Below are 12,546 nucleotides of genomic sequence, written 5' to 3'. Positions count from 1 at the left end.
ACCTCCCCACAATGAGCACACGGGAAGCTTTCCGATTGTGTATCAGTTCGGCTATCAGCAGACGGAATCTGACTTTGCTGACAAGCTATGAGGACGATGTTGTTACGGCTGCCCAAAATTTCGAGATGGCCTGTAAGGCGCCATCGCTGCATCAATTGAATCCAGCGGATTTTAGCCCCGATCAGGCGCACATCAAGGACAAGGATGCCTTGATCGATATGTATGAGCGGCGGATGGATGCTGAGCATCCAGGCCGCCCAATATACGAGGAGGTTCGAAACCGCCGCACTAAGTGTCCGCTCTGCGGTGTCGGGCGCGTGAAGCAGGTCGACCACCATCTACCAAAATCGAAGTTTCCGTTTCTTTCCGTTGTGCCCGTTAACCTCGTACCGATCTGTGCGGACTGCAACTTCGCAAAAGGTGAAAAATATCCGAGGTCTTACGGCGAACAGACCTTGCATCCATACTTCGATAACGTTGATGACCAGCGATGGCTCCGTGCTAGGTTGGTAACCATTTCCAGTTCCGGCCAGGAATACACGGCACTGCCAGGAGATATGCCGACTAGTTGGCATTTTGATTTTTATGTGGGCGCTCCTCGTGAATGGGATGCCGGGCTCACGGAACGGGTCAGGCATCACTTCACTATGTTCAATCTGGCCGACCTATATGAAGATCAAGCCGCCGACGAAGTGACAAGTATAGAGCTCGCATTGGAAGAAGCCTTCGAGGCTGGCGGGTACGCGGATGTTCGATTGTGGCTCGAATCCATGGCTCGATCGCGAAGACGGCTGCGTAATAACACCTGGATGGTCGCTCTATACGAAGGACTTGCAATCAACGACTGGTATTGCGACGGAGGATTCCGTCTGGTTGCGGCCGGTTGAGCAGTTGCAAACCGGCAGAAGAGGAGCGCGAACACAGGTAACTCCCAAACGAGCAGCGCTGCCACGCTTCCGCCGAGAGCTGCCAACAACTCATGACCCCACCGTTCCGACAACCGCGCCCCGAACGCTCACCAATTTCGGGCGCACATGGTGGGCTACTGCTCGATCACACCACAAGCGCACCAGATCAAGCGGGGAGCATCGGTGAACCGTAGGGAACGCGTCCCGCCCGACTAAGCCACTCCTTAGACGCCGTCTCATTTGGCGTGCTGGGTAGTCTGCACTGTGTGGTGATGGTTGAGCGCATGGTGCCGGACGAGTTGTGGGAACTGTTCCAGCGGGTGGTGCCACCTGCTCCGACCCGGCCGCAGGGCGGAGGCCGGCGCCGGTACGGGGACCGCGAGGTCCTCGCGGCGATCATCTTCGTGGCCACGACGGGCTGCACCTGGCGGCAGTTGCCGCCGGTCTTCGGCCCGTCGGGGCCGACCGCGCACCGGCGCTTCACCGAGTGGACTGCCGCCCGGGTCTGGGCGAAGCTCCACCGCGTCATCCTCGACGAACTGGGCTCGCGCGGAGACCTGGACTGGTCGCGCTGCGCGATCGACTCGGTGAACATGCGGGCCTTGAAAGGGGGGATCTGACAGGTCCGAATCTTGTAGACAGGGGAAAGAAAGGCTCGAAGATCCACTTGATCACCGAGCGGACCGGTTTACCCCTCTCGATCGGGATCTCCGGCGCGAACCTGCACGACAGCCAGGCACTCGAGCCGCTCGTGCGCGGCATCCCGCCGATCCGCTCCCGCCGCGGCCCGCGCAGGCGACGGCCCGCCAAGCTGCACGCGGACAAGGGCTACGACTACGACCACCTGCGCCGATGGCTCCGCAAGCGAGGCATCCGGCACCGCATCGCTCGCAAGGGCATCGAGTCCTCCACCCGGCTGGGCCGGCACCGCTGGACGATCGAGCGCACCATGTCCTGGCTGGGCGGCTGCCGCCGCCTACATCGCCGCTACGAACGCAAGGCCGACCACTTCCTGGCATTCACCGCCATCGCCTGCAGCCTCATCTGCTACCGCAGACTCGCCAAATGAGACTGCGTCTTAGCCGAGCGTTCAGGCAGCACCCGAATGGGCCCTCAAATGATCGCCGTTGCTCAAGCTGAGGGCTCGCACATCGTTGTCACGGATCCGCCGTCAGATCTTGCTCCGGTCGACGACACAAGCCGGTAGCGTGGCTGAGGCCGGCGGGGGTGCAGCGAGGCATACGCGCGCGTGGTCGGTCGGCGCAACCGCCATCGTGGCTGACTGTCATCGGCTGAGGTTCGTGCCACTGTCGTGCCAGATTCAGGGGCCAGCAACGGTCAAGGAGGGTGCCTTGCAGGTCAGGGTCTCGGCCGCCTGACCAGGTATCGAAGCACCAGCTCAGCGGCACGATCCACCCGCCTCTCTCCTGAAGCGGGCGTCCACCTCCCTGGCCGACGCTCCCTGTCAGCCAACGCACGATTCGGCCACGCTCGCACAGCGTACGACGGGAGAGGCCGCGCCAACCTGGTGAGGGAACTACTAGGCCGTCAGCGGGCAATTCGCCTACTTCTAGTGCCCTCGGATGGAGTCAGCCCGTTGCGGGCTCAGCAGGCGAGGTCGACGGCAGGGGCAGCGAAGTCGTCCTCGAGCAACTGGGGAGCGTCGTCCTTCACCTGCAAAACCTCAGCGTCGAAGAGCTTCGAGGTCAGCGCCTCAGTCAGAGGCGGAGGTACGGCGTTGCCGATGATGACCTGAACCTCGGTGTGCGTAAGCTCGTAGCGCGACTTAGCCCTCTCGTCGACGAACCTGAAATAGTCCGGGAAGCCCTGGATGCGCGCGGCCTCGTGGGCTGTCAGACATCGGGGGACACCAGGATGGACAAACCGTCCGCGGCCCATCGTTGCGAAGCCGCTGGTAATGGTCTGAGACGGACGGTCCCACCACAAGCGGCCATACATTGAGGTGTAATTGTGCTTGCCCTGGTGGCACTTGGGGCGCTCTTCGTTCGGCAGATTGTGCTCGTCGTTCTCGAAGAGATACTTCATACGCCGCTGGTTATCCGCATTGGGCACGGCAGCTTCATCGAAGAATGACTTCGGTCGAACGTCGAGCAGATCGCCTATCGCCCAACGCAGGTCATGGTGTGTGGCATTGTGGTCTTCGATCTGCAGCAGGTCAGCAGCCGAGAAACCGAAAGGCAGCGCGTCTTCGCGGACGGCCAGCAGTATGTGCCGCTTGCGTGTCTGGGCGACCCCGAGCTTGAGTAGGTCGATACGGCTGGTGGCGACCTCGTATCCAAGCTTCTTGAGGTGAACGATGGCACGGGAGACCACCTGCTGCTTGTCATTAACAACGGCCAGCACGTTCTCGATGACAACTACACTGGGGCGCAGAACCTCTGCGGCGCGAGCCATACGCAGGTACAGCCGGTTCTTGGGATCATCGCGGCGGGTGTGGTTGTTGAGGTTACTGTGCCCCTGACAGGGCGGCCCGCCGATCAGGAGCTCCACCTCACCCACCATCGAGAGTGTCTCGGCCTCCTGAGCGGTCAACGGGGCTCCAAGGTCGCCGTCGAAGTAGGACTCGACGGCTCCCTGTTGGACATTGGCCTTGGGAAAGTTAGCTTTGAACACCTGCGTGGGAGCTACCTCAAAGTCAACCGCGAGACGAACATCAAGCGAGACGTCATGCTTGCGGGCTGCCTGGGCAATACCGAGGGTGAGGCCACCGCAGCCGGCGAAGAGATCCACGACTCTCAAGGAGCCGACACCCTCCTCAAACTTCGGCCGCCGCTTGGCCCGCAAGGGGTGCCGCTCACCCACGTGTGCCCCCTCTGCGCTTGCTTGTAGAACCGGCGGAACGAGCGGTCATCGTACTCGATCAAGGGTGAGCCCGCGCGGTAGACCGACACCTAAGTGCCGCCTGACGTGCCGATCACGACGGTTCTACGCCTCACCTGTCAGCATCACGAGCACCTTAAGCCAGCTCGTCAACCGCCATCAGCTGCGACACTGCTGCTACCACGGCGTCGACATGGTCGACGGCCCGCGCTTCCTCAACGCGACTCGCAGTCACCATCGAGCACCGCAGCACCAGGCGCGGTCATCACGGATCCCCAAAGTCCCCGACACAGTCATGCGCTGGCGAACCAAACGTACCTAGGTCTGAGACAGGTCATTTGATCTACCGTCAGAAGCGCTGGTGGCTAAAATTTAGCAGCGCTCCCGGCCCGGTCGACGAAGGACAGCAGCATGCCGCTAGAGGTCAACAAACACGTCCAACGCATACGTCGTTACCAGCCGTTCGACGCCGACACCTCTGAGATGATCTACGAGCTGCAGGCAGACTGGACGCAGTCGCTGTTCCCTGTCGTGACGCTGAAATACCTGCTGGACGCCATTGAACGGCCAACCACGAAGACCATCGTCCTCACCGGGGACGCCGGGCATGGCAAGACGAGCCTGTGCGCCAGCCTTCTGGCCGAGCTGCGGGTCGATGCCGAACCGATCACACCCGAGGTCCGGAAGGCAGTTTTCCTCGAGCTGTCCGGGGCCGGAGACGCCCGCCGCTCTATAGGCCAGACCCGTGCCGGGCGCCCGCTGTACATCCTCAGCGATCTCAGCGAGCTCAGCCCACAGGCGGGCGCTCACAAACTCGTGGAACTTCTTGACCCTCCGGACGAGGGCATCGCGATCATCTGCGCAAACGAGGGCCAACTACGTAAATGTGTCGCCGAAGATGACAACATGGGCAAAGGCGGCACCGGGCGCGCCAAGATTCTGGTGAAGACCCTCACGGAGGGCATAATCCGGGGGCAGGTCAGCGACCCCGATGGCACAGTCACTGTTATCAACCTCAACTACCAGTCTGTAGCCGCTGACGGCCCCAACGGCGGGCTCATCCCCTGGGTCCTGAAGCAGTGGACGACGACCCAATGGGGGCGCTGGAAGCCCTGCGAGACCTGTGATGCACGGAAGGTCTGCCCAATCCTGGCCAACCGCAACGAGCTAAGCGATCCCACCCGCGGACCTCAGCGCCGGGACGCGATCCGGGACGTGTTCGCCGCGGCCGAGCGCACCGGGGCCGTAGTCACGACCCGTCAGGCGCTGTCGGTGACCAGCTACATGCTCACTGGCGGCCTGTCCTGCGAGAACGTCCATGCCAAGTACCAGCGGTCGCACTCGAACAGGTTGTGGCAGGCTCCCCACTTGTACCACCAGGCGCTCTTCGGTGACCGGCTGACCCAGCAACAGCGCCATCTGGTTCCTGCCTTCTTCGCGCTACGAAAGCTGGACCCGGGCAAGGTCTCCCGTCGCCAGGTCGACGACCGACTGGACCCAGACACGGCTGGCGACTTCCCTCCCGCGGACACCAGTAGCTACCTGCAGAAGGTCCGTACGAATCGGGACGTCCAGAAGCACGCCGAACAGTTGCGGGACTTGTACACGTTCCTGCGACGAGCTGACTTCTTCAACAGCGACGACGACACGGACCGATTCGCTCGCATGGGCCTGCAGGCCGGCGACGACTTCGTCCGTGTCCAGGACGAGAACCGAGACCCGGCAGACACCAGCGTGCGAGACCGCTTCCTCAAGGGCCTGGAGGCCGTCCAGGGCATCCATCGGGCGGGGAGCAACCCTGACTTCTTCATACTTGACCCCGCCTTCTTCACCCACCGTGCCCGCGCGGCCGTTATCTCCCGGCGAGTGCCCAGCAAGGGCGTTGAGGTCGTCGACCAGGTCACCCAGTGGCAAAGGGAAGCTGGCGCGGGCGCAGCCCCCGAGATGCAGAACGCCGTCGAGTGGCTCAACCGAGCCATCTACATTCGTATCCCGGCCGTCGCGCCTGATCAGGACGCAGTCTCGGTGGAGGCGGACCTTCTGCGCTTCGAGTTGCTGACGCGGTGGGCCGCGGGCCTGCGTAGCGAGGTCCAGCACGAGGCAGAAATCCGCGGCCTGAGCGGATCCCTGGCAGAGTTGGCTGACTCGTCGAACAAGGAGGACGAGATCCAGGTACTGGTGGGCAACGTCATGAGGAAGCTCATGATCGACGTCGGCGACAAGATCAGGTCGGTGCGTGCGTAATGGCTGATCGTTCCAAGGCCGAGGTCGTCCTTCGCCTCTTCGGGGTGAATCTCGAACAGCAGGGCCGTGGTTTCTACGTCCCGCTTGAGATGCTCGCGATCGCCCGCGGCGTCTACGTGGCGCATGAGGAAGACCCGGAGAAGTTCCCATGCCTCCTGGACAACGGAGCCGACACGGCTTACAAGAGGACCTCGCACGACCTGGCCAGGCGGATCGCGACCAAGGCCCGCATCGTCGAGGGCGACGAGGAACTCGGCAAGGCCGTCGAGCTGGACTCTCCCGAGACGATGGAAACGCTCCACGCCCTGTTCTCGTCCCTGTTGGTTGAGATCCCAGGACGTCGTAGCCAGCCCAGTTGGTTCGGCGCGCACATCTATCCGTTCGTCGGTGAGCTCATCCACTACGACGCAGTCGAACGACGAATCAAGCAAATCGACGCCTCCCCCAAGAAGAGCGCCAAGAAGCGCAAGCAGGCCAGCAAGGTCGCTGCCGGCATTAACGCTCCGAGTATCGAGCGCTACCTCTTCCGCGATGGTGGGAGCTGGGCCTACAAAGTCCTGCGCACCGACCCTGATCCTGACCGCAAGGAAGCGACCCGACAGGGCCTGAGCGACCTCGTGCAGGACAGCGGCACCCCACTGGGCAACCTTGCCAAGGCCCTCAGCGCGCACGACTTCGACTACGACGAAACGCCCGTGGAGGGCTCAGACGCAGAAGTCAAGTTGCACGAAGATCTCAGCCCGTGGCCTGATCTGCTGAGGGAAGGGACCCGCAACATCGTCACTCGGATCGCGACGGTCCCGCGGGCAAAGCGCACCGAGAGTCTCATGCACTGGGTCCCCTACTGCTTGGCACGCCACCAGCTGCACCTCGCACGCACGAAGCTCGGTGCTACCAATCGCGAGTCGATCCTGTTGGACTTCGGCAACGAGGCAACCCCGCTGCGCAGGGAGTCGCAGAAGAACCTCACCGGCTTCCGCAATGACATCGTCAACGCAATCAACGTCCAGGCTCGGGAAATGATCGACGAAATCGAAGCCGAAGGCGACGAGGTCAGGAAGCGCCGCTACGAAAGATTCACCAAGGAAGCCGGCAACGCGGTCCACTCGCCCCGAGCGTTCTTCAGCGAGACCCTCGCCGCTGTGGGAGCCCTGAACGCGACGGTCGGGCGCCGACACTTCACCATGAAGCCCCCGATGCTCGAGGGTCTGGTAGCTGCCGCCGTCCCGCAGGGCACGGAGATGGAGTTCGACCAGTTCTGCGCACTGCTGTACGAAGAGTACGGGCTCGTGGTGGAGAACAAGGTCGCAGCTGCGAGCCCATTGGCCTACGAGGTCGACCCATCGGTCCTTGACCACAACGGCAAGGCGTTCCGGGAGAAGCTGGCCGCTATCGGTCTGCTCACTCAATATTCAGATGCAACCAGCATGGTTCGAGGGGAGCCCCGGTGACCGACAGCAGCATCCGAGCACTCGGTCGGTTCGTCGCCGATGAAGCACTCCGCAAGGTCGCTGAGATTAACGGAGCCCGTGCCGTCCTGCGAGTCAGCGGGTTCGACCGGCCGACCGTGGCCGAGGCACTCCGTCGCACAGCCCAGAGGCTGTTGGAATCGCCGGATCGTCAGGTTGTCGTCAAGGTCGGCACCTCAGAGCCAATCGAAGGCGTACCTGTTGAATACCTGCTGGAACCACAGGATCAGCTGACCAAGTGGCGAAATTCGGGGCAAGGTAAGGCGGTCTTGCTCTTCGAGTGGGGGCAGTCTCCGGACGCACAGGGGCTGGCGGCCATGAACGCCCTCGACGATGCCACAATCCTGGGCGACTACCACGACGCCTCCGGCGAGCGCGGATTCGACAGATTCATGGCAGAAGCATGGCGGGAGGTGGGTGGCACCGGCACCGTTCCGGCCCTGATGGTCGACTTTCTGCCAGAGATCTGGCGTGCCGTCACCGATGAGGAGCCCCGGTCCTTGCACCGCTGGGCGGCCTTCCTGGTCGAGACCGCGCAGAAGGTCGCAGCAACTCAGGTCCACACCGCTGACGTGGTCTACCCCGAGATCTCTGCAGCCCTGCCCGCTCTTGACCTCTTCCCGGACCGAGGACTCTTCATCAAGCCCGCCGCGCTGCCGGCTCGGATCAAGAAGAACGTTTCGGTCAGTGCCTTCAAGCAACCCACAGGCAAGGAGATCACCGAGGACGACCTGATAGACCGCATCATCACGACCGAGTTCAGCGAGGAATCCCTGGACCACATCGGTGCGGACTCCGAGACTGCCAAAGCGCGTATGCGCGGCCTCGTACTCAACCTCAATCGCAGTGGCTCTACCCCGCAGGATTCTCGTCAACTGCGCCGCGAGCAGGACCTGACCCTCTGGCTTGAGGTCTTCGAGCAGAAGTCCAAGAAGATCGGTCTAGGCCAGCAGGTCCGGCAGGAGATCGAGAGGATCGATGCAGGTCGGGTCGACGAGTTCGACGCTATGGTGATCGAAGATGCGCTCGACCGCGGAGACCAGGAAGCCGCACAGCGATTCCTTGACGAGGCTCCCATTGGCGGGGCCGAGCCGTTGGCCGACCTGCTGTCGAAGCGGTCGCGCCGCAAAGTCGAGAAGCTTGCCTTCCCGGACTCTCAGTTCGTCCAGGACCCACTGCGTGCCCTGCTGCGCGAGCTGACCTACTTCTCCGACGAAGACGAAGGCTCCGTCGTCGTCGGGCTTGAAGGCAACCAGGAAGCAGGGCGGTGGAGCCGCTGGCTGTTCGCTTTCCTGTACGCACGCACCCTGCGTGATGTCCAGGACTCCACCGGCCTTCGCCTGACTTTGGAGGTCAAGGACTGCCTGCTGGACCTGACCAAGCCGCCCCTGCCCGAGGAGGACGAGCCGTTTGACCCGAACACCGAGTGGGCCCCGCTGCGCATCGTGGTCGAGATGGACGGCGCCGCCCAGCGACGTTTTCGCTGGGACCCCCTGGGCATCCCCGGTCAGATCGCACTGGCGGCCCTCATCCACGGCTGGCGAAACCCCCCTGGCCATGCCAGCAATCTGACCTTCGACACCTTCCTCGAGAAGTTCAATGACCCCCGGCAGTGGCAGGTCGACGAGCCTGTCCCTGTCCCTGCATCACATTTCGCGGGTCAGCTCGAGCGCCTCAAGCTGGAGCACTTCGAGCGGTTCTCCGACGGGCTTGACGCCGGGAAAATCAACGATTACGTACGCGAGTGGGAGAGCATACTCCGCGAAGCTCGCGCCACCCTGGTTCCCGACAATGCTCCGAACGCAGACCTTGAGGCCGTCGTCCTGACCGATGTCGTCGGTCTGGCCGATCACCGCATGATGATGCTGGCCACCCACCCGCTGAAGCTGCGCTGGCTGGCAAAGAACTACGCGGAAGCAGCCGACAGCATCGAGACTGCCCTGAACAAGGAGGGAGGCCTGAGTCTCAACCAGGAGAACGAGGATCTCTTTTTCGACGCCATCGACCGTATCTCCCCACATGGGACACCGGCGGTCCTCGTCGGGCCCGGCGGCACGATCGCCATCCCGATGCGCGAATCGGCCGGGCACGAGGAGTACGCCCCGGTCCGCCTCAACGGCAACGAGTCCAAGGAATGGCTCTCCAGCGTCGACGAGACGGCGATCGACGAGATGGTCCGCGTCATCACCGACTACCTGACAACCTACCCCCACAAGCTTGACGGCCTACGCGTACTGCTTCTGGACCGCAACGGCGACCCTGTCCTGCCGATGCGCGTGGCCAAGCAGGTACGGGCCAAGAACCCTCGTCTGAAGGTTGATCTGGTCGTGCTGGCTCCCCAGGCCACCCATCACGAGATCATCCATGGTTTCGACTTGCACTTCTCCGGTGCGGAGATGTCTGAGGACACCTTCCTGCCCGACGTCCAACTCATCTTGCAGGCATGGGAGCCCGATCAGGAAGCAGACCTGTCAGGGTTGGAAGACACTATCGACCTCGCCCTGGCTCCGGCGCTGTTCGGCACCCAGACCAGCATCAAGGAGAGCACCAAGAAAGAGTCCTTGTCGGGCTCCTTCAACCCCTGGAAGCACCCAGCTTCACACAACCTGGCTCAGACCAGCGAGAACGTCGTGAGAGCGCTGTTGCCCGAGACCGCAGACGAGACTCTTGAGTCCTGGTCAACCTTGTGCGTGCGCTACGACCGCCGTTCCCCGGTCTCCCGGGAGAGTGTCGACGGCATCGACTACTTCGAGATGCAGGTGCAGTTCGACCAGCACCAAAACTTGTTCGCCACTTTGCACCGCGTGGCCCATTGGGTCGTCACCCTCGACAGCTTCATCGGTCGTGAGCAGATCGATGCCCTGCGCAACCGCCCTGACGTCATCCTCGTCAAGCCCAGCGTCGGCAAGAACGAGTCCTACACCCTCATCGTCAGCTCGCAGACCGGTCGGCAATTCGTCGTCCAGCGACTGCGGCGCCGCCTGGAGCAGATCGGCGTCGTCACCCCGCAGGACTCCGAAGGCACCGCTAAGCGAATCTACGAGGTCGGCCGCAACGTGGCCCCTGGCGCCGTGCTGCGCTCCCTCGGTATCGGCACCACGGTCAACGAAGTCGTAGGCCTGGTCGCGACGCGATTTGTCATCGACCAGCAGTTTCCCGTCTCTCGGCAGGGCACGAGCCTGGTCACCTGGATCAGCTTCGACGAGCACCACCGCTGGTTCGGTCGCGGACACAAAACCCGTGCCGATCTGGGCCGTTTCGTGCTGACCGCCCAGGACGACGGCACGGTTCGCCTGGATGTCCTGGTCGCCGAGTCCAAGTTTCGCCAGACCTTCGACGTCGGTTCGGCTGAGGAACAGCTCAACCGCACCACCGACCTGTGTGAGGATGCCTTCCGTTCGGACGGCGAGGCTCGCCACGACCGTCCCTTCTGGCTGGATGAGCTTGCCGCCGCGATCGCTCAGACCAGTGAAAACGCCCTGCAGGCCGCAGACCTTCCAGCTCGCACCTTGATCGGTAATGACGACCACCGTCAGGTGGAGGCGAAGGTCCTTGACGCCCTACGTTCCGAGGATGTCCAGCTCGGTCAAGTCACCGGCGTTGCGGTGGCCATCTCAGCCGAGGACGATCAGCCGGCACCCGCGGTCGGAAGCCTCGGCAAGCACACCCTGGTGAGGCTGAACAAGCAGGAACTGCTGAACCTCATCGGCGCTCTGCGTGCCAATCAGGACCCCACCAATGCCGACCCCCTTGTTGCCGCTGGGGTCCTCAGTGGGACCGTGAAGGTCCCCGACATTTTCGTCAAGACCTCCTCAGCAGGCATTTCTACCGAACTGCCAACTCCGGAAGGGCCGACGGCACCTGTCGAGGTTGTCGGAGCGACTGCTGCGACAACCGTGCCGAAACAGGTAGTTGCGCGTCACCCTGCCGCGGAGGTAGATCCTGCCCCTCTGAGGGCTCGCCGCGGTGGGCTCCCCGAGGAGGAGCTGAGGCTTCGATACAACAAGGTCGTCGACGTCTTCGCCCGTCACAGGGTCGCGGTCACCGCCCCTGAGGTCAACAAATGGCAGGAAGGACCTGGCTTCTACATCTTCCGCTTCATCCCCAATCCTGGGGTCACCGTGGACAAGCTGACCAACCGACGCGACGAGATCTTCCTGGCCCTCGCACTGCCCTCGGGGTACAGCATTCGCACCCGCAGCGACCGCGGCTCCGTTCTCTTCGAGATCCCCAAGATCGACGACGAGAAGTACGGGGTCGACGCCAAGGCGCTGTGGCAGCGATGCCCGGCCGATCCCGCGAGCCTCATCGCTCCGCTGGGCGCCGACATCGAAGGCAACCCGGTCACCATCGACCTGTCCTCCGCGGACTCACCGCACTTGCTGGTGGCCGGCACTACCGGATCAGGAAAGTCCGTCGCCCTGGACACGATCATCAAGGGCTTGGCCCGGTACGACAAGAGCACCCTGCGACTCCGCCTCGTCGATCCCAAGGGCACCGAGCTTGTCGACTTTGAGGACGACCCTCACCTTGATGGCATGATCGGTATGGACGCCGCCGACGCCATCGAGATTCTCGAGGAAACCGTCCAAGAGATGGCCGTGCGCTACAAGGACATGAAAGCGATCCGCACACGCAAGCTCGTCGAGTACAACGCCAAGGTCGACAAGGCAGACCGAAAGCCCTGGATCGTCATCGTCCTGGACGAGTACGCCGACCTCACTAGCGATCCCGAAGAGAAGAAGCAAATCGAAGCGCTGCTGAAGCGCCTGACGCAGAAGGCCCGCGCTGCGGGCATCCACGTCATCGCAGCCACGCAGCGTCCGAGCGCCGACGTCATCTCGACGACCATCCGCTCCAACTTCCCCGCCCAACTCGCCCTTCGGGTCAAGACCGCGACCGACAGCCGCATCATTCTGGACGAGACCGGAGCCGAAGCTCTAGCCGGACAGGGCGACGCCTTCCTGCACACGGCCAAGGGGACCATACGAGTGCAGGTGGCCTACGACGGGAGCGGGAGCTGACCGAGGCCTCGCCATGTTTCACCCAGCGAAGACGCGCTCGCCGCGCCAGTCCACAAACGG

Annotated in this window: 6 protein-coding genes; 5 read left to right on the top strand and 1 reads right to left on the bottom strand. The window is 62.9% G+C overall.

Features of this window, described 5'->3' with window-relative positions; translation table 11 throughout:
• The first annotated feature begins 74 nt into the window (after window positions 1–74).
• Window positions 75–887 carry an HNH endonuclease gene (locus ACZ4UV_RS19175; RefSeq protein ID WP_467839170.1) on the top strand — a complete coding sequence of 271 codons (813 nt, stop codon included), beginning with the start codon at window positions 75–77 and terminating at the stop codon, window positions 885–887.
• A gap of 293 nt (window positions 888–1,180) precedes the next feature.
• Window positions 1,181–1,977 (top strand): IS5 family transposase gene (locus tag ACZ4UV_RS19170; protein WP_467839167.1). Its coding sequence is split into 2 segments (ribosomal slippage): window positions 1,181–1,516 and window positions 1,519–1,977, totalling 795 coding nucleotides; the frame shifts between segments, so codons are not numbered across the junction.
• A gap of 536 nt (window positions 1,978–2,513) precedes the next feature.
• Here ACZ4UV_RS19170 and ACZ4UV_RS19165 read toward each other — a convergent pair.
• Window positions 2,514–3,659 carry a DNA cytosine methyltransferase gene (locus tag ACZ4UV_RS19165; protein ID WP_467839164.1) on the bottom strand — a complete coding sequence of 382 codons (1,146 nt, stop codon included), beginning with the start codon at window positions 3,657–3,659 and terminating at the stop codon, window positions 2,514–2,516.
• 501 nt (window positions 3,660–4,160) lie between these two features.
• On the opposite strand from ACZ4UV_RS19165, the gene ACZ4UV_RS19160 reads away from it, so the two are divergent.
• From ACZ4UV_RS19160 to ACZ4UV_RS19150, 3 genes are read left to right on the top strand one after another with little or no spacing between them, the layout of a single operon-like run.
• The gene (locus ACZ4UV_RS19160; protein WP_467839161.1) at window positions 4,161–5,993 is read left to right on the top strand and encodes a hypothetical protein; all 1,833 of its coding nucleotides are present in this window, start codon (window positions 4,161–4,163) and stop codon (window positions 5,991–5,993) included.
• The gene (locus tag ACZ4UV_RS19155) at window positions 5,993–7,444 is read left to right on the top strand and encodes a hypothetical protein (protein WP_467839158.1); all 1,452 of its coding nucleotides are present in this window, start codon (window positions 5,993–5,995) and stop codon (window positions 7,442–7,444) included. Before ACZ4UV_RS19160 ends, ACZ4UV_RS19155 begins: the two co-directional genes overlap by 1 nt.
• On the top strand, window positions 7,441–12,486 hold the full coding sequence (locus tag ACZ4UV_RS19150) for an FtsK/SpoIIIE domain-containing protein (protein WP_467839155.1): 5,046 nt from the start codon (window positions 7,441–7,443) through the stop codon (window positions 12,484–12,486). The genes ACZ4UV_RS19155 and ACZ4UV_RS19150 overlap by 4 nt, the downstream gene beginning before the upstream one ends.
• Window positions 12,487–12,546 lie beyond the last annotated feature (60 nt).

This window comes from Streptomyces sp. NPDC028289, from assembly GCF_055565975.1.
Note: the sequence above shows the minus strand (reverse complement) of the source record. Positions and strands in the feature narration are given on the sequence as shown.

Coding starts and splice junctions, on each gene's coding strand:
- ACZ4UV_RS19160 (WP_467839161.1), top strand. CDS start 4,161: ATGCCGCTAGAGGTCAACAAACACGTCCAACGCATACGTCGTTACCAG.
- ACZ4UV_RS19155 (WP_467839158.1), top strand. CDS start 5,993: ATGGCTGATCGTTCCAAGGCCGAGGTCGTCCTTCGCCTCTTCGGGGTG.